This window comes from Flavobacteriales bacterium (genome assembly GCA_016704485.1).
Lineage (GTDB): Bacteria > Bacteroidota > Bacteroidia > Flavobacteriales_F > PHOS-HE28 > PHOS-HE28.
The window spans coordinates 530,712-550,133 of record JADJAA010000001.1; the positions used below are offsets into that span (position 1 = coordinate 530,712).

Sequence of the window (19,422 nt, forward strand, 5' to 3'; positions counted from 1 at the left end):
TTTCTGATGCGCTGTAATGTTGAACTCACTTTCGATCAACCATCGAGTGCGTATCACGCAATTGATCGATCATTTGATCCGAGCGAACAATGATGTGACCATCGTTCTGGGCGAACCATGGTTCGCCCCTGCGCGGAATATTGACCTGTGGTCAATGTTCCTCTTCGCCGGGTTCCAATGGTGTGATCTGGCTTACCCAATCCTCGGCTTTGCCTGGCTTACTGTAATCATAAGGCCAACGATGAACTACCGGCAAAGGACCAGGCCAGTTGCCATGCATGTGCTCCACAGGTGTAGTCCACTCCAATGTGTTGCTCTTCCATGGATTCGGAACGGTCTTAGGGCCGCGGAAAATGCTGTAGAAGAAATTGAAGGTGAATACAACCTGAGCTAGTGCACCTATGATGGCGAAAATAGTGATCAGTACGTTCAGGTCCACAACCCCATCGAACATGCGGAACTCGCTGTAACTATAGTAGCGACGTGGAGCGCCAGCCAATCCAATGAAGTGCATCGGGAAGAACACACCGAATGCGCAAATGAACGTAATCCAGAAGTGCACATAGCCCATTTTGGTGTTCATCATCTTACCATACATTTTCGGGAACCAATGGTAGATACCCGCGAACATTCCGAAGATCGCGCTCATGCCCATCACAATATGGAAGTGAGCTACCACGAAATAGGTGTCGTGCACATTGATGTCCAACGCGCTATCGGCAAGGATGATGCCCGTAAGACCACCTGCTATGAACGTGGCAACAAGACCAATGCTGAACAACATCGCCGGCGTGAAAATGATATTGCCTCGCCACAATGTGGTGATGTAGTTGAACACTTTCACGGCGGAGGGTATGGCGATCAACAACGTGGTGAACACGAAAACACTGCCCAAGAACGGATTCATACCAGTGATGAACATGTGGTGACCCCATACCAAGAAGCTAAGGAAGCCGATGGCACAGATGGAACCGATCATGGCCCGATAACCGAAGATCGGTTTGCGCGCATTGGTGGAGATGATCTCCGAGGTAATACCCAAAGCCGGTAACAATACGATATACACCTCAGGGTGACCAAGGAACCAGAACAAGTGCTGGAACAGGATCGGACTACCGCCCATATTGTCCAACGCTTCACCTGCAATGTGAATATCACTCAAGTAGAAACTGGTACCCAAGGAACGATCCAATAAGAGCAACAACGCGGCACTTAAGAGAACCGGAAAACTAAGAATACCCACCACCGCAGTCAGCAGGATCGCCCACATGGTCAGTGGCATTCGCGTCATCCGCATACCCTTGGTACGAAGGTTCAAGATCGTAACAACGTAATTCAAACCTCCCATCAAGGAACTTGCGATGAACAATGCCATGCTCACCAACCAGAGCGTCATACCAGTTCCAGAACCGGGCATGGCTTGCGGCAACGCACTCAAAGGTGGGTAAATGGTCCATCCTCCAGAAGCAGGGCCACCTTCAACAAAGAGCGATGACAACATGATAACACTGCTCGTGAAGAAGAACCAATAGCTCAGCATGTTGATAAAGCCGGAGGCCATATCACGTGCACCGATCTGCAAGGGGATCAAGAGGTTCGCGAACGTGCCGGAAAGGCCACCTGTGAGCACGAAGAACACCATGATGGTGCCGTGGATCGTGACAAGCGCGAGATACATATTCGGGTTGAGCACGCCGCCAGGTGCCCACTTGTCGCCCAAGAAAAAGTTCGAGAACGCGAACCCTTCTTCAGGCCATGCCAATTGTAACCGGAAGATCAAGGACATGATCACCGCTACCCACGCCATAATGATCGCAGTTACCAGGAACTGCTTGCTGATCATTTTATGATCCTGAGAGAAAAAATACTTCGACACGAAGCTTTCCTCGTGATGATGATGCGCTGCGTGAGCGTTTCCGTCGGTATGTGCAGTGGCCCCCATGATATTCAGGTCCTAAATTCGGTTCAATGTGTTGCGGCTACCACCGGTGCCGCTACTGGTACGATCACTTGCGTTGTATCGGTAGTTACTGCAGGAAGCACGGGTGCATCCTCAACAACTCCTTGGAATGGTTTCTTCCTGGATTCCTTCAGCCAAGCATCGTATTCACCGGCCTCGGTCACCATCAACGGCATTTGCATGTTGTAATGGCTTGCACCACAGATCTTATTGCACAACAATATGAATTCAAATTCCTCATCCTTCATTACGTGCGTGCGCATACTGTCACTAGTAATGGTCGGCGTCATTTTGATCGAGGTCGTCATGCCCGGGACCGCGTTCATCTGAGCACGCAAATGGGGGATATAGACACTGTGGATCACGTCACGTGAGCGGATCAAAAGCTCAACTTCCTTGTGCACCGGTAAATAGAAGTCCTTTGTTACGATGTCATCCGCACCATGATTATAGATACTCTCTTTACCCATGGTCTTCAGGTCCTGTTCCATTACGACCTTCAGATTCACAATGCGGGCCATGATGCGTTGTTTCAACTCCAAGCCCTTTTCCAGTTCGTGGCGCTTTTCATCAGGTAATATCGCATGTGCCAAGGTGCTGTCGATCTCCGCGATCTCAACACCCAATTCACCCATCCGCTTTGCAACACTTTCCGGAGTAACAATACCCAACGGATTATCGCCATTGATCAAGCGGAAATCACTTGCACCAAGTACGCCGTCCTCACCCGGGTAGCGCGCAGTCCAATCGAATTGTTTGGCGTAAAGTTCTACTCGCAACGCATCGGGACCAGCTACCGACGTGATCTTATGCCAAGTGTTCAATCCATAAATTATTAATACCGCAAGAACAGCGGCCGGAACAACGGTCCAGATCAACTCCAACGTGTTGTTGTGTGGCTGCCAGAAAGCTCTTCGGTTCTTATCGTACTTGTACTTTCCTGCAAAGTAGAACAGCAACACATTCGTAGGAACGAATGCCACCAAAAGGATCAACCAGTTGAAATTCATCAACCAATCGGTCTCTACACCGTGTTCACTTGCGGCCAAGGGCAACATTTCATCCCAGTACGCCCAAGTAAGCCACGCAAAGAATATGAAGTAAGCGATACAGAACGCCCACATCAACATCGCGTTCATGCGATTATCGGCAGGTGAAATGTCCTCTTCGCGCTTGCCGCTCAACCGCGCTGTAAGCTCATATACACGGGCCAACTGAGCGATGGCCAGCACGCCCACTACAACCACGAAAAGTATCAACAACTTCGTCATCGTTCAACTATCAGATCTGGTGATGAATACTTTCATCTTTATAAGGATGGTTCACCGGTGTGAGTGGTGCCTTGGTCAAGTTACTCAGCACAACGAACATGAACATACCCAAGAATGCCACGAACATTCCGATCTCCAGCAATCCGAGACCGTGGAAATCATGTCCCAAAGCACCCGGCATGACCATCATGACCGTATCCAACCAGTGCCCGATCAGAATTATCGCACCTACACCGATCAAGAATTTCGGGTTGCGTTTGGCATCCCGACTCATTAACAACACCATTGGCAATGCAAAATTAATGAAGAATGTACCCCACATCAACCACGGGTGCGCAATGATCCGCTCTTGGAAGTAGGTCACTTCCTCTGGAATATTACTGTACCAGATCAACATGAATTGACTGAAATACAAGTAGCTCCATAAGAAACTGCACGCGAACACCCATTTACCCATGTCCTGGATGTGGCTGTTGTTCACTTGTGGTAGATAGCCTTTACGCTTCAAATAAAGCACGATGATAACGGCGGTGATCATGGAGCTTACCCACATGCCAGAGAACGTGTACCACCCGAAGAGTGTGCTGAACCAGTGCGTATCAATGCTCATGATCCAGTCCCACGACAGCATACTACTGAATACAGCGAAACAGACCAGGAATACGGCACTGCGGCGGTAGTTCAACAAATGGCGCTTAACCAACGTCTCACCACTAAGCTGATCCATTTCCAGACTCTGTTTGCGGAACCATCGAGCGAAGATCAAGAATGTTCCCAAGTACACCAACGTGCGGATCCAGAAGAACGGTAGGTTCAAATACGGCCTCTTGCCTGCAATGATCACATCGTAATTCGGGTTGGCAACGGCGCCAACAACTGTTCCATCATCGGTGTAGGTCGCATCATGCCCCTCGCCGACCATGTATTCACTGTAAAGCGTGTCATCCATCCAATGGTAAACATGGTTCAGGTGCAAGGATGCAGCAACCAGAACAACACACAGTGTGATGGCACCGATCGGCAAGTAACCGTAGATCCCTTCGTATACACGCTTGACCATGACCGTCCACGCTGTTTCCGTTGCGTAGCCCAATGCGTAAAAGAATAACGCACCTAGGCTGATCCCCAGGAAGAAGAAGCTGTTTACGAGCAAGCTGCTCCATCCGCGCTGGCCCAAACTCTCCGCCGCATGGTGATCGCCCTTGGCGTAGAAGAAGCCGATTAGCATGGTCACCACGCCCAGCACTATTGCTGCCATGCTTAGGGTGCGTGCCCGTTTGCTGAAGGTGAAGTTCATCGCTGTTCCTTTATCAATTAGCTACCACTGCGATAACCGTATCGGATACTATAACTGGTAAGGCTGATGGCATTTTACCTCCGGCCTGTAAGTATTTAACATATTGGATGACAGTCCACCGCTCTTCTTTGTTGAGCTGAGATGCGTGGCTACCCATTGCACCTTTCCCATACGTTAAGGTGTGGAACATCTTTCCTTCCGGCAATTCCTTCAAGGGTCCACTATAAGCCAGTGGTGGTGGATGTCCGCCTACTTCGATCACGGCCCCATCACCCATGCCTTTCACTCCATGGCATTGGGAACACATGATCTCATAGATCGCTTTTCCTTGTTCAACTGATGCTTCCGTCATTGAGATCGGGCTGTGCAAACTCACACCGGCTGCCTCATAGCCCTCCATCGTATTCGGATACGCATAGGGCAAGTTGTAAACTGCCTTACTTGCATCCTCCGTAAATGCGATGGTACCAGGTACCGGTTTCCGTGCACTTGGACGCATACGTTGCTCCACCGCTAATTCATTGCTGAACCAATACGGGTCCTGACCGTAGTCAACATAGGCTTCAACTGCGGGGCTGCGGTACATATCCGGCATGTACTCTATCCCGGGGCTTTGTGTATCACCACCGCAGGAGGCCATCAATCCCACAACACCTAGTAGGGTGCCCACGGTCTTCAATGTTTGCTTCGCGTTGCTCATGGTTCAGTACTGGCGTTCGTTGATCTCGAACACCGGGGTGCTACGTAGCATGCTGGTAATTGCATCGGAACTATGTCCATGGTTATCAGCGGTGCGTACTTCGATGATGAACTTATCGTCCGTAGAGCGTGGATCCGGGTTGCGGGCGGGCATACCGGGCAATGTCTTATTGCGGATCAAATAGGTAATGACCATACCGTGGGCAGCACACAGGACCGTGAATTCGAACATGACCGGCACGAATGCAGGGATGTTCTGGTAGAGCGTCATGTTCGGTTTACCACCAATGTTCATCGGCCAATCCCAGATCATGAAATAGGTGATACCCAGGATCGCCAAAGCAAGACCAGTGAGACCAAACATGAACGAAGCGATCGCCAAGCGAGTTCTCGTAACCCCGATTATAGGATCGATACCATGCACCGGGAAAGGCGAGAATACGTCCTTCACCTTAACACCGTTGGATACGAGCTTGCGTGCTCCGTCCTTAAGCTGTTCTGGATCTTCGTAGACCGCGTATATGACCGAATCCGCCATTAGTCGTGTTGATGGTTTGTAGCGTCTTTCTTATAGCTCTCACCGCTGATCTTCAAAATGGATTTCACCTCGTTCAGCGCCAGTACAGGGAAGTAGCGGGCGAAGAGCAAATAGCAAGTGAAGAAAATTCCGATGGTTCCCAAAAATACGCCGGCATCGACCCAAGTGGGGTGGAACATATTCCAGCTACTTGGCAGATAATCGCGGTGCAAACTGGTTACGATGATCACGAAACGTTCGAACCACATACCGATATTGACAATGATGCTCATGAAGAACGTGAATGCCAGATTAGTGCGAAGACCTTTGAACCAGAATACCTGTGGGCTTACCACGTTGCAGGTCATCATGGCCCAATATGCCCACCAGTATTTTCCGGTTGCACGGTTAATGAATGCATAGCTCTCGTATTCCACACCGCTATACCAGCTCATGAAAAGCTCAGTGATGTAAGCCACACCCACAATGGATCCCGTAACGATGATCACGATGTTCATATACTCGATATGCTTACGCGTGATGTATGCTTCCAGGTGCATCACCTTGCGCATTACAAGCAAGAGTGTTTGTACCATGGCGAATCCGCTGAATACCGCCCCACTAACGAAATATGGCGGGAAGATGGTGGTGTGCCATCCGGGGATTATCGAGGTCGCGAAGTCCATGCTCACCACGGAGTGTACCGAGAATACAAGCGGTGTGGCGATACCTGCTAACACCAAGCTGACCTCCTCGAAACGGGTCCATGCTTTCGCATTACCCGTCCAACCAAAACTGAGGATGCTGTACATCTTCTTCATGCCCGGCTTGGTGACCTTATCGCGAATGGTCGCAAAGTCAGGGATAAGACCGATGTACCAGAAAACGAGCGAAACACTGAAATAGGTACTGATGGCAAATACGTCCCAAAGCAACGGGCTGTTGAAGTTCACCCAAAGTGATCCAAACTGGTTAGGAAGTGGAAATACCCAATAGGCCAACCAAATGCGCCCCATGTGCAACATCGGGAACAGAGCCGCCATGATAACGGCAAAGATCGTCATGGCTTCGGCAGATCGGTTCACTGCCATCCGCCATTTCTGACGGAACAACAAAAGCACTGCACTGATCAACGTCCCCGCGTGACCAATACCGACCCACCAAACGAAGTTGGTGATATCCCATGCCCAATCAACGGTTTTGTTCAAGCCCCAAGTACCAATACCCTTGCTCAGCAAGTACACAATGCAGCCCACGCCATACAAGGCGATAAGTGCCGCAATGGAAATAAGCACGTACCACCCCCGTGGCGCTTTCGCCTCAATAGGGCCTACGATATCCTGCGTAATATCGTGGTAGGTCTTGTGACCTAGGATAAGTGGTTGGCGGATCGCTGCTTCTGAATGCATTTCTGCTTTTCGTATTGCTTAGCCGTGGTGGGCCGTTGCTTCTTCTTCTACGTTACGCACCTTCACGAGGTAATTCACGTTGGGTTTTACTCCAATTTCCTCCAACATGTGGTAGCTGCGGGTACTGCTCGCTTTGGCCAGTACAGTACTCTTCTTATCGTTCAGATCTCCGAATACGATGGCTCCGGTTCCGCAACTTGCTGAACATGCTGTTTGAATTTCGCCATCGATCACTGCACGGCCAGACTTTTTCGCTTCCAACTTGCCTGCTTGGATGCTCTGTACACACATGCTACACTTCTCGATAACACCACGGCCGCGTACTACTACGTCCGGGTTCAATACCATACGTCCTAGATCGCTGTATGCCGGATTCACTTCAGCGAACTTATCGCTCACATAGTTGAACCAGTTGAAGCGACGCACTTTGTATGGGCAGTTGTTCGCACAGTAACGCGTACCGATGCAACGGTTGTAAGCCATCATGTTGAGGCCTTCGTTGCTATGCGTTGTAGCTGCTACCGGACAAACCGTTTCGCATGGTGCATGGTTGCAATGCTGGCACATCACCGGCATGAATACGACCTTCGGGTTCTCGCTCGGCACCTCCATATCGAGGTACATGCTGATCTTACCAATGTCTTCTTTCTTGGCCCGCTCCTTGGTCATGTCGGAGCTGTAATAGCGATCCAAACGCAACCAATGCATCTCGCGGCTGCGACGAACTTCGTCCTTACCAACAACTGAGATATTGTTCTCCACGTTGCACGCTGTGATACACGCACCACAACCAATGCAACTGTTCAGGTCAATGCTCAGGCCCCAGCGGTGGCCAACGCCTTCTACAGGGTGTTCTTGCCACAGATCGAATTCCGCAACCGACTTCTTGTCGCTGCTGTTGATCACACCATCGCCGTTCACATCTTCATGCACCACCAATTCGTGGGGGTGATTGAAAGCTCGGACGTCGCCGCTTTTGAATACACCCAATGATGTTTCCTTCACAATGCTGTGACGGTCCATTGCGGTGAGGTGCGTCTGTGTGATAGCAACTGGATACGTTTCTCCCGTAGGTGTTACGCTAACGTTCAAGTTCTCGTAACCAACAGTTCCGTTCATGGTCGTGAACGGATATGCATTGCGACCTACAGGACGCAACACATCATTCTCATCCGTTACACAAGCAGCGCGACCAACACGTTCGCCATTCGCCCCACGACCATAACCCAATGCAATTGCAATGGTGCCGACCTTCTGACCCGGTGACGGTACAACTGGCAAGGTAACCTCGTACTCTCCTGCTTTAACGGTAACCAGACTTGCTGGCGCTTGCTCTCCCAAATAGGTGTTCAAGCCCATGCGCTCCACATCCACAAAGCTCATGCACACATAGTTATCCCATGTGATCTTGGTGAGTGGATCGGGCATTTCCTGCAACCATGGATTGTTGGCATGCTGACCATTACCCAATGCTTCAGTGGTATACAATTGAAGTTCCCATTCACCTCCACCCGATGATGCCTGTTTTACTGCCGCAGCCGCTGCGGAAGCACTTCCGGAATAGGTGATCACCTCATCGGCTGGACCAGAGGCATCGTAGCCACCATTGCCCAAGGCCATGTTCCACGTATCCTCGAACAGACCGGAAACTCCAGCCAAAGCAGCGTTCCAGTTCTCTTTAATGAGATCGTGGTAACTACCGCTGATACCGCTCCAACGCAAGAGACTTTCTTGCCACTGCCGTGTTTCGAACAATGGACTGATGGTAGGCTGTACCAAGGTGTAATGTCCTGGTTTAGGAAGGTGATCGTTCCAGGATTCCAAGTAATGATTATCCGGACAGATATAATTGCAAAGGCTTGCCGTCTCATCGGCGTAACCACTGAAACTCACCGCGAATGTCTTTGCAACAGCGGACTTGAAGTCAGCAGTGTTCGGGAAGGTGTAAGCCGGATTAACTCCAGTGATCAACACAGCACCAACGGTACCCGCGTTCATGTCCTTTACCAATTGTGCAACGGCGGCGTCATCACCTTGGTTGAAATAGGTGTGGTTGATTAGGTCGATGGTATTCCCGTAGTTGCCCAACATCATGTTGATGCTGTTGACCACTGTCTGCACATCTTCGTTGTTGATCCCACAAAGCACCACGCTACGACCACCTGCTGCTGCCAAGGCTTTTGCTGCTTTTGCTGTAACGGCATCCAGATCGGCAGTGCTACCTCCAATGGCCACTCCGCCTGTGCTCTTCGCGATCTGATCATGCAAGCTGATCACAGCCAACGGCAATTCACTCACTTTCAACGCATGACGAACATCGGCATTGGCACCGGTAATACTCATACGTGCTTCGAACTGGAAGTGCTTGTTCATTGCACCGTTCGGATCGCGACGACTACCGTATTGCCACGTATTCTCCGTGGTGCTACCCCAGCTACTCAAGAAATCCGCACCTACACTTACGATAACGTCTGCTTTGGTGAGATCGTAGCTCGGCATTACGCGCTTTCCGAAGCTTTTCAGATTCGCGTTAGTAACACCGCAATAGCTGATCGTATCGTACTGGATGTGCTCAACTGTTGGGAAACGTTCCTTCAATTTCGCTACTGCACCCTTCGTACTTGGGCTGATCACCGTATCGGAAAGCACAACGATGCGCTTACCTGCTGCGGAGACCTCATTCAATTTGGCACCGACCGCTTTGTCAGCATCGCTCCAGGAAGTTAGGCTCCAACCGCCATCACCACCGCGCACTGCAGGACGTTTCAAGCGCATGCTATCGTACAACTCCAATACACTGGAGTTGATCCGTGCATTTACGCTACCGACCGCCAGATCCGGATTGCGGTTGATGCCCATACGCGGGTTGCCCTTCACGAAGATCGGGCGTCCCTCACGGGTCTTTACGAGAATGCTGGCGAAATCTTCACCATCATAGAATGTACTTGCATACCAGTTGGCCACACCGGGTGTGATCTCTTCTGGTTTGTTCACATAAGGAATGCTCTTGATCACCGGTGTTTCGCAAGCAGCTAGTGTAGCTGCTCCGATACCGAAGCCCAAGAACTTCAGAAAATCACGGCGGCCCGTGCTAGCGCCCGAGAAATTCGGATCGCTCAGTACCTGGTCAATGGCCAGATCCTGAGGGAACTCGTTCTCACGGCCCTTGATCATTTCAGAGTCCTGCGTGAGGTCCCCTTGATCCATCCAATATCGCTTCGTGCTCGACATGCGGCTCTTAGTAGTGGCACTTGGCGCATTCCCAGCCACCAAGTTCCTTAACAGTGATCTTATCGTCCTTGAGGTATTCCTTCAATTGTTCGTGACCCATATCGGTTTCTTCCAATCGTGCCATTACCTCATCGTAATAACCGTTGCCGGCCATTTTAACTTCCTTCGTACCGTGGCAATCGATGCACCAACCCATGGTAAGTGGCGACCATTGCTCAACAACATCCATCTCAGTATCCACAGGACCATGGCACTCTTGACATTCCAATTGGCCAACGACCACATGCTGTTGGTGATTGAAATAAACGTGATCAGGAAGGTTATGCACCTTTACCCAACGGATCGGCTCCTCTTTTCCGGAGTAGGTCTGCGTTGCAGGGTCCCAACCGATGGCCGCATAGATCTTCGCGATCTCCGTGGTTCCGGTCTTTTTCCCCGTATCCACTGATTTGTGGCAGTTCATACACACGTTGGTGCTTGGTATGCCTGCATGCTTGCTCTTGCTTGCACTGCTATGGCAATACTGGCAATTGATCGCCAAATTATCCTTACCTGCATGAAGGGTGTGGTCGAATGCGATGGGTTGCTCCGGCTTGTAATGTGCTACTTCCTCACCACCATAAACGCTGATGTTGAAAGCCGCATCCCATAAGGCCAAGAAGCCCCAGACCACAAAGAATAATACGATCACCGTAGCAAAGGCTTTATTCTTCCAAGCCCATCCTTTTAAGCGCTGCCAACGCGTAAGATCAGCCAATGCTGGGCGACCCTCCGCTTCGCGAACAGCATTGTCCAAACTGCGTTTTACACCACCCAATGATGCTGCAACAATGGCAAGCAACAAGGCAATGACGACCAACCAGGTCCAAGCACTGCCAGCACCTTCATCCGTTGATGCCGTCTCCGTTCCAGGAGGAGGAGGAGGTGGAGCCGGAGGTGCGTAGTTGTCAGCGTAGTACAATATTGCATCGATCTCTTCATTGGTAACGGCGTTGGCCGTCATTGGACTCTTATTCCACTTTGCGAATAGTTCAGTCGCGTAAGCGTTACCGGTCTTCAAAAAGGCCGAACTGTTCCTTACCCACTCGTAGATATCACCTTTGCCATCCCAGCGCTCAACAGCACCCTTCAACGCCGGGCCGGTCATATCCTTATCCGGCTTATGGCAACTTGCGCAGTTGCCTTTGAAGAGCTTTTCCCCGGCGGCATAGGTGGCCGCATCGGCTCCTTGGGCGTGTACCGAAGACATGCCGAAAGCCAAGAAGAAAGCGAAAGTGGCGACTAGGAGTTTGATGGAATATTTCGAGATCCTTGCTACACGCGGCATTCAGAGCAAATTGAGGGGGATGACCACATTTTTCATCCGGGCGCAAAAGTAAACGCCCAACTGAAAGGACCGCTATGCTTTGTGCTACTTGTAACGGGGTTGTCACTATTTAGAGTGATTCTAAATAGTGATCTTTGCCGAAACCCATTATGGATCATGTGGTTGAGCATGATCACCACTGTTCGCTAACGTTCAATGCACAACGAATTGTGGACCCTTGGATTTATCCGGGATCATTGGTTCACATGAACGTGTTCGGCATACTTTTGGCCACATGTTCCGCATGCGTTCCATTCTGCATTTCGTCCTTTTTCTCTGCTCGGTGATCCCTGCTCTTGCACAGGACGATGACGAACCTGCTCGGTTATTCGAACCATACTCACCAGGGCAGATCATACTTGATAACGATACTCCCTCTATTGATACCGTACATGCCGTTTTGCCGATGAGACCGGGAAAGGTCTCGTACTTGACCTCACCGGCCATTGAGAAGTTGATGGTCGATTATGCGGATCGGAAACATCCACTCCGTGGATACCGCGTTCAGATATTCTTAGGCGAACGTGCAGCCGCCGAGAACATGAAACGTGGTTTTCTACAAAAGCACCCGGAGACACCTGCCTATTTGAGCTGGCTAGCGCCAAATTTCAAGCTTCGCGTTGGCGATTACAGAACACGGCTCGAGGCTGAGAAAATGCTGCATGAACTGCGCACCGCATACCCCGGTTGCTTCGTTGTTCCGGACGAGGTGGAGATGCCGCGGTTATGAGCACGATCTTGAACATGCAAAAGCCCGACTAAACGCCGGGCTTTTTCTATGTGTTTCCCGCTATACAACGCGGGCTGGACCACGCGTTCTATTTATCGTCCAATGTCCGCTTCACTTCCGTCATTTCGAAGGACTCTACGTTGTCGCCTACTTTGATGTCGTTGAAGTTCTTGATGCTCAGGCCACACTCGTAACCGTGCGTAACCTCCTTGGCATCGTCCTTGAATCGTTTGAGGTCGCTAAGCTCGCCGGTATATACCACGATGCCGTCCCGGATCAAGCGCACTTTGTTATTGCGAACGATCTTTCCATCCAGAACGTAACAACCGGCAACGGTACCCACTTTGCTGATGCGGAATGTATCGCGAACCTCAGCCGTACCAACGATCTTCTCTACCTCCTTCGGAGCGAGCATGCCTTCCATGGCTTGCTTGATCTCTTCGATGGCTGCGTAGATGATGGAATACAGGCGGATGTCGATCTCCTCGTTCTCGGCCAATTTCCGTGCACCCGGTGTCGGGCGAACTTGGAAACCGATGATGATGGCATTTGATGCACTTGCAAGCAATACATCACTCTCCGCAATAGGACCTACGGCACGGTGGATCACGTTGACCTTGATGCTCTCTGTGGTGAGCTTCAACAACGAATCGGTGAGCGCTTCCACGGAACCATCCACGTCACCTTTCACGATGATGTTCAATTCCTTGAAATCACCGATCGCCAAACGACGCCCGATCTCATCCAACGTAATGTGCTTATGCGTACGAATGCCCTGCTCGCGCTGCAATTGCTGACGGCGTGTAGCGATCTGGCGCGCGTCGCGATCATCCTCGAATACCTGGAATGTATCACCCGCATTCGGCGCTCCATCCAAACCAAGAATACTAACAGGTGTGCCAGGTGTAGCTTCATCCACTTGCTGCCCACGCTCATTGTACATGTTCCGTACTCGACCGCTGTGCTGACCTGCAAGGATCACATCGCTCTTACGCAATGTTCCACCATTCACCAATAACGTGGTGACGTAACCGCGGCCTTGCTCCAACGTGCTTTCGATCACCACGCCGATCGCGCGCTTTCCTGGATCGGCCTTACGATCAAGGATCTCAGCCTCCAGCAGTACTTTTTCCAAGAGCTGGTCTATACCGATTCCTTTCTTGGCACTTATCTCTTGGGTCTGGAACTTTCCACCCCACTCTTCCACCAGGATGTTCATCTGCGATAGTTCTTCGCGGATCTTCTCGGCGTTCGCTCCTTCCTTATCGATCTTGTTGAACGCGAAAACCATCGGTACGCCAGCAGCTTGCGCGTGGTTAATGGCCTCACGTGTTTGTGGCATCACACTATCATCCGCAGCAATTACGATGATCGCAATGTCGGTTACTTGTGCACCGCGTGCACGCATTGCGGTAAATGCTTCGTGGCCCGGTGTATCAAGGAACGTTATGCGCTTTCCACTTTCCAATTCTACGCTATACGCACCAATGTGCTGGGTAATACCACCTGCTTCACCTGCGATAACGTTGGCTTTGCGGATATGGTCCAGCAACGATGTTTTACCATGGTCAACATGACCCATTACGGTAACGATCGGCGGGCGCTCCACTACGCGTTCCGGGTCGTCCTCCTCCACCTGCATGTCATGCTGAACATCAGCACCGACGAATTCTACCTTGAACCCGTATTCATCCGCTATCACTGACAATGTCTCAGCATCCAAACGTTGGTTGATACTTACCATCATGCCCAACGTGAAACAGGCCTTGATGATGTCCGTGACCGGTACGCTCATCATGCTGGCCAACTCACTCGCCGTAACGAACTCCGTTACCTTCAATGTCTTCCCGGCCAATTCCTTTGCTGCTGCCTCTTCTTCGAAACGAACAAAGCGTTGGTCGCGTTTGCCCTTACGCATCTTGGACCCACGGCTCTTTCCGGACCCGGTCAGGCGAGCCAACGTTTCGCTCACCTTGCGTTTTACGGCATTCTCATCCATTTCACCAGGCTTAACCGCTGCTGCTGGCCTTTGTGCCTGTTGAACGGCACGATCGATATTGACCGGACCGGGTTTTACAATGCGTTTGCGGCGACCACGCTCTTGTTTCTCGGTGGGTTTGCGTTCGCGCTCTTTCGGTAGCTCTATCTTGCCTAGTGTTTTAAGACCCGCAAGTTTTGCCACGTTCACGCGAATTGTCTCCGGCTCAATTGGTGCGCTCACTGTTGGCACTGGTGGTAGGACCACTTCGGCGGGCTTTTCTGTCGAAGGCGTAACTGGTTCAGCCTGAACTGCTTGAGTTTCCTCGGCTTTGGCAGGCTCTTCGTTCGAAACTGCTTTGGCTTTAGGCTTCTCGGCTTTGGGTTCTACTGGTTTCGCAGGTGTCTTTTTGTCAAGGTCGATCTTACTTACCACCTTAACACCGGCCTTTTCCACTTTGGCCTTTATGGTTTCTGGCACCGGAGCTGGCGCCGCACTGGCCTCCGTTTCCCGCATGTTGTGGATGATGACCACCTCTTCATCCCGCGCTTTTACCGCAGGGCTTGGTGGTGCATCCACCAACGAAATGGACTCGCGCTCTTGACGCTGTTGAACCACCTCTTGGCTTTTCTGCTTGATCTCCTTGTCTTTACCGAACTCGCTTTGCAGCAAGCTATAAAGTTCTCCTGGGATCTTGGTGTTGGGATTGCTTTCCACAGTGTGACCTTTCCCTTCCAGGAATTCCACCACGGTGTGTAGCCCTAGGTTGAACTCCCTGGTCACCTTGCTTAATCGTATCGCCTTTTCCGTCGCTTCACTCATGCAGTACCTGCTATTGGCCTTCCTATTAGGGCGATGGGTTCACCGTCCTTATTCATTGTTGATGCGGGCATCAACTTCATTCCAAATGACGTTTACATCTCACGTCACTTTCACCGACCGAATGTGTGCTGGACATCCGGGTATTCACTACCGGTCCTTAAACCGGTATACTATTGGTTCTTCACCGCAGTAGCCGTACGATCATGCGCCCCTACTACGGCTCCAACTCGTCGCGCAAAATGCGGATCACCTCGTTCACGGTCTCGTCCTCCAGATCGGTACGTCTTGCCAATTCGTCCGATGGAATGTCCAATACCGATCGTGCGGTGTCACATCCTATTCCTTTCAATACCGCAATTATCCATGGTTCGATCTCATCGCCGAACTCGTCCAAACTCACATCGTCCGTCACTTCATCCGTTTCACGGTAAACGTCAATATCGAAACCGGACAGCTTACCTGCCAATTTGATATTGTGCCCACCTTTTCCGATCGCCAATGCTACTTGGTCTGGCTTCATGTAGACCTCTGCGCGCTTATTCACCAGATCCAACTTGATGTTGCCCACTTTCGCAGGACTCAATGCACGTTGGATCAATAATTCATCATTTGCCGTGAAGTTGATCACATCGATGTTCTCATTCCGCAACTCACGCACGATGCCGTGAATGCGGCTACCTTTCATACCCACACATGCACCAACTGGATCAATCCGGTCATCGTAGCTTTCTACAGCCACTTTAGCACGCTCGCCGGGTTCACGCACAATGCGCTTGATGGTGATCAAACCATCAGCAACCTCTGGAACTTCCTGCTCGAACAACTTCTCTAAGAATTCCGGCGCAGTGCGGCTTAGGATCACGACCGGGCTGTTGTTGCGCATATCCACTTTCCACAGTACAGCACGTACGCTATCTCCTTTCTTGAAGAAATCGGTTTTGATCTGCTGGTCCTTCGGCAAGATCAACTCGTTGCCTTCATCATCCAGGATCAATGTTTCGCGTTTCCAGATCTGGTAGACCTCACCGGTAACGATCTCACCTACGCGCTCCTTGTACTTGTTGTAGAGGTGGTCTTTCTCCAACTCCATCAAACGACCTTGCAAGTTCTGTTTGAGGCTAAGGATGTTCCGGCGACCGAAATCGTTGATCTTGATCTCTTGGCTCACTTCTTCGCCGATCTCAAAATCCGCATCGATCTTGCGGGCTTCAGCCAATTCGATCTCCAGATCATCATCTTCGCTCATTCCGTCCTCTACAATGATCCTGTTGAGGAAGATCTCAAGATCACCCTTGTCCGGGTTCACGATAATATCCACGTTGGCCTCTTCGCCGAAACGGCGTTTCACCACACCACGGAACACATCTTCCAGAATACCCATCATGGTAACACGATCGATGTTCTTGATATCCTTGAACTCGCTGAAGCTCTCGATAAGGTTAACAGTACTCATTGTCCGTTCAATTGAACTTTATTGTTGCTTTTGTTGCACGTATCTCCGAAAAGGGAAACGTGGTTGTGTCAGTATCCATTTTGGGTAACCGACCTTTTACTTTGCTTGGGTGTTCTATGCGTATGGCCATTTCGGTGTCGTTGTATCCCACTAATAGGCCACATAACGTGCGGCCATCGATAAGGTCCAGATCCACCAAACGGCCAATGTGTTTCTGGTATTGACGCGCCACCTTGAAGGGGCGACCCATACCCGGACTGGAGAATTGCAGTTCAAGATCGTCAGCAGCCTCACCCAGGTCCTCGCGAACCGCTTTATTCAGCCGAACTAGTTCCTCCAGTGTTATGGCGTTGTCATTATCGACCTCCACAACGCACTTATCACCCGCTCGCAGTTCTACCGCAACTAAAAAGTGCGCTGTATCCGCAAGGTGTTTTTCGACGATGTTCTGCACGTGTGCTGCCGTGATCATTAACGCTCCCAGTGCGGCTAAGGAACAAAAAAGAGGGGCTTTCCCCTCTTCCTCTTCTTCGCCGCTGACGGTGCAAATGTAAGGTTTTGTTGGCAATTGTTATACGATCAGGGGAAAGTTCAGTGGTTCAGTTACCAACCACGGAATATGGCCGATTGCAGCAGGTGGTGATGGAATGCGCGTATTTCAGCGCCCACCAGGCACACCACCACCGCGTGGCTTATCCGTTGGCGGTGGCGGGGCTTTTTTCACGGCACCATCCTCGAACTCCGTAGTCTTGGTGGGCTTACCATCATTTCCATAGAACGTCATGGTGCCATGCAGGCGACCATTCCTGTAGTTCATTTCCTGTATGACGCTTCCGCGCTGATCATAGACCTTGCAGGCGCCGTTCGGATCACCATTCTGGAAGCTTTGTTCGCGCATTTTCACACCGGCATCATCGAAATAAACCCAGTTTCCGTTGGGGGTACCAGTCATGTACTGACCTTCACTGATGGTGAGTCCGTTGATGTTGAACGTAATCCATACACCAGATCTCTTGCCATCGGCGTAGCTGCCTTGCTCCTTAATGCGCCCACCTACAGCTTTGCCCGGCGGGCTTTCATGGTAGAGCTTCCATGGGCCATGTTTAAGATCATCTTTGTAAGTGCCTTCGTAATCAGGCTCGCCATCAGGGAACCAACCGAACCACATGCCATCCAGCTTGCCGGACTTGAATGTTCCCTTGGTCTGTACTTGTCCGGTCTCGAACCAGCTGGTCCATTGGCCGTTCTCTTCTCCATCTGAGTATGGTCCTTCTTGCAAAAGCTGACCACTCTCGAATCGAGTTGACCATACTCCGTCTTTCACACCATTCTTATACGTTCCCTTCTTCCATAGTTCGCCGCCTTCGTAGTAATAGACCCAATCCCCATGTTCCTTATCCGCTTCGAAACCTCCGGTGCTGCTCAATTGGCCATTCGGATACCAATATCGCCATGTACCTTGGCGTAGACCATTGGTGAACGGGCCTTCCATTTCCTTTTTGCCCGTGGGATCATACCACTGCCAAAGCCCATCCTTAACTCCTGCTTTAAAGGAACCGGCAGCATTGACCTCTCCACTCCGGTGCCATAATGTGTAGGGACCATTAAGTTTGCCATTATCATACGTGTCCAGCTTTTCTTTATCGCCATTGCTGAACCAATATTCCCATGTACCGTGTTTTACACCGCTTTGATACGCGCCTTTCGCACGTGGATTTCCAGCGGGATAGTACTCTGCGAATGGACCACTCCTTACACCGTAGGTATAGGTACTTTCCTCTTGGATACTGCCGCTCCCATAATAATTCCGCAAAATGCCACTGCCTTCCTTTATTGTCTGAACACCGCTACTATCCCACGCATCGGTGACCAACATCAATGTATCCTGCCAGGCTTCACGCAGCATGGGCATGCTATCCGGATAGAAGTAGGACCAAGCACCTATCTTGTTTCCATTACGGTAATGACCTTGTTCCATAATGTCGCCACTCCGATATCGACTTGTACGAACACTATCCAACACACCGCGCTTGAACCAGCCATCGTGTTCCACAACGCCGTTCGGGTAGTAGATCTTAACATGCCCGTCGCGTTCGCCGCTTTTGAATTCGGCCATCTCCATGAGCTTGCCGTCCGGGTCATAGAACTTCCATTCACCCCATTCACGACCACTCACGAACAGCCCTTCACTCTTCTTGATGGTCTTTTTCGCATCCCAATGGTCCACGAAAGGTTGTACGGCCTGGGCCTGGGCGTTCAGAGAGACCAGGAAATAAGAAAAGACCGCAGCGGAGCATAACCGGAAAGCTGTTGGTAGTGCTTTGAACGCATTGCGAAACGGTTCAATACCGACTTGTTCGGAACGCGAAATGTTCTGGGTTATTTCCAACATCGGGGACGAAAGTAATTCGCGTGGCAAGTGTTGAACGACCTCCGCGTAGTTACTCATCAACAACGAACATCCGTTACGATCCTTGTGACAATAACGCTCCCACTTCGTCATAGGATCATTACAATGGGAGAACGCATCCGGGACCGTGGAGAATTAACTATGCTGGTATTGGCCATTCTGAGTGTCATAGTATTGGTATGGGGATATTGGACCGCTTGAGTTCCTGAATGCCCTTCTTCGGATCCGTGCAACCGGCAAACACCTCCACAGTTAGTGCATTTTCCACTGCGCGTCTAC

14 protein-coding genes are annotated in these 19,422 nt (G+C 50.8%); 2 read left to right on the forward strand and 12 right to left on the reverse strand.

Annotated elements, in window-relative coordinates; all coding sequences use genetic code 11:
• Positions 1 to 151: 151 nt before the first annotated feature.
• The 8 genes from IPF95_02360 to IPF95_02395 form a co-directional block, all read right to left on the reverse strand.
• Positions 152 to 1,942 (reverse strand): cbb3-type cytochrome c oxidase subunit I, encoded by a 1,791-nt coding sequence (locus IPF95_02360; GenBank protein MBK6473536.1) that lies wholly within the window; start codon positions 1,940 to 1,942, stop codon positions 152 to 154.
• A gap of 23 nt (positions 1,943 to 1,965) precedes the next feature.
• Positions 1,966 to 3,231: a hypothetical protein gene (locus IPF95_02365; protein MBK6473537.1), complete on the reverse strand. Its 1,266-nt coding sequence runs from the start codon at positions 3,229 to 3,231 to the stop codon at positions 1,966 to 1,968.
• Between the two features lie 10 nt (positions 3,232 to 3,241).
• A complete protein-coding gene (locus IPF95_02370) occupies positions 3,242 to 4,480 on the reverse strand; it encodes a quinol:cytochrome C oxidoreductase (protein ID MBK6473538.1) in 1,239 nt (412 codons plus the stop codon).
• Positions 4,481 to 4,541: 61 nt separating this feature from the next.
• Complete coding sequence (locus IPF95_02375; protein ID MBK6473539.1) at positions 4,542 to 5,123, reverse strand: cytochrome c; 582 nt, start codon at positions 5,121 to 5,123, stop codon at positions 4,542 to 4,544.
• Between the two features lie 108 nt (positions 5,124 to 5,231).
• Positions 5,232 to 5,765, reverse strand: a complete 534-nt coding sequence (locus tag IPF95_02380) for a DUF3341 domain-containing protein (GenBank protein ID MBK6473540.1) — start codon at positions 5,763 to 5,765, stop codon at positions 5,232 to 5,234.
• Complete coding sequence (nrfD, locus tag IPF95_02385; protein ID MBK6473541.1) at positions 5,765 to 7,153, reverse strand: polysulfide reductase NrfD; 1,389 nt, start codon at positions 7,151 to 7,153, stop codon at positions 5,765 to 5,767. The genes IPF95_02380 and nrfD overlap by 1 nt, the downstream gene beginning before the upstream one ends.
• Before the next feature lie 18 nt (positions 7,154 to 7,171).
• Positions 7,172 to 10,384, reverse strand: coding sequence for a TAT-variant-translocated molybdopterin oxidoreductase (locus tag IPF95_02390; protein MBK6473542.1), 3,213 nt, complete (start codon positions 10,382 to 10,384; stop codon positions 7,172 to 7,174).
• 7 nt (positions 10,385 to 10,391) lie between these two features.
• The gene (locus tag IPF95_02395) at positions 10,392 to 11,711 is read right to left on the reverse strand and encodes a c-type cytochrome (protein MBK6473543.1); all 1,320 of its coding nucleotides are present in this window, start codon (positions 11,709 to 11,711) and stop codon (positions 10,392 to 10,394) included.
• A gap of 274 nt (positions 11,712 to 11,985) precedes the next feature.
• Here IPF95_02395 and IPF95_02400 point away from each other — a divergent pair, with 274 nt between their 5' ends.
• Positions 11,986 to 12,480, forward strand: a complete 495-nt coding sequence (locus IPF95_02400) for an SPOR domain-containing protein (GenBank protein ID MBK6473544.1) — start codon at positions 11,986 to 11,988, stop codon at positions 12,478 to 12,480.
• Positions 12,481 to 12,568: 88 nt separating this feature from the next.
• Here IPF95_02400 and infB read toward each other — a convergent pair whose 3' ends face one another.
• The 4 genes from infB to IPF95_02420 all read right to left on the reverse strand — a co-directional run bounded on the left by infB (position 12,569) and on the right by IPF95_02420 (position 19,125).
• Complete coding sequence (infB, locus tag IPF95_02405; GenBank protein ID MBK6473545.1) at positions 12,569 to 15,280, reverse strand: translation initiation factor IF-2; 2,712 nt, start codon at positions 15,278 to 15,280, stop codon at positions 12,569 to 12,571.
• A 214-nt stretch (positions 15,281 to 15,494) separates the two neighbouring features.
• Positions 15,495 to 16,733, reverse strand: a complete 1,239-nt coding sequence (nusA, locus tag IPF95_02410; GenBank protein ID MBK6473546.1) for a transcription termination/antitermination protein NusA — start codon at positions 16,731 to 16,733, stop codon at positions 15,495 to 15,497.
• A gap of 7 nt (positions 16,734 to 16,740) precedes the next feature.
• A complete protein-coding gene (locus tag IPF95_02415; GenBank protein MBK6473547.1) occupies positions 16,741 to 17,205 on the reverse strand; it encodes a hypothetical protein in 465 nt (154 codons plus the stop codon).
• A gap of 186 nt (positions 17,206 to 17,391) precedes the next feature.
• Positions 17,392 to 19,125: a hypothetical protein gene (locus tag IPF95_02420; protein ID MBK6473548.1), complete on the reverse strand. Its 1,734-nt coding sequence runs from the start codon at positions 19,123 to 19,125 to the stop codon at positions 17,392 to 17,394.
• 27 nt (positions 19,126 to 19,152) lie between these two features.
• Here IPF95_02420 and IPF95_02425 point away from each other — a divergent pair, with 27 nt between their 5' ends.
• A complete protein-coding gene (locus IPF95_02425) occupies positions 19,153 to 19,344 on the forward strand; it encodes a hypothetical protein (protein ID MBK6473549.1) in 192 nt (63 codons plus the stop codon).
• The last annotated feature ends 78 nt before the right edge of the window (positions 19,345 to 19,422 follow it).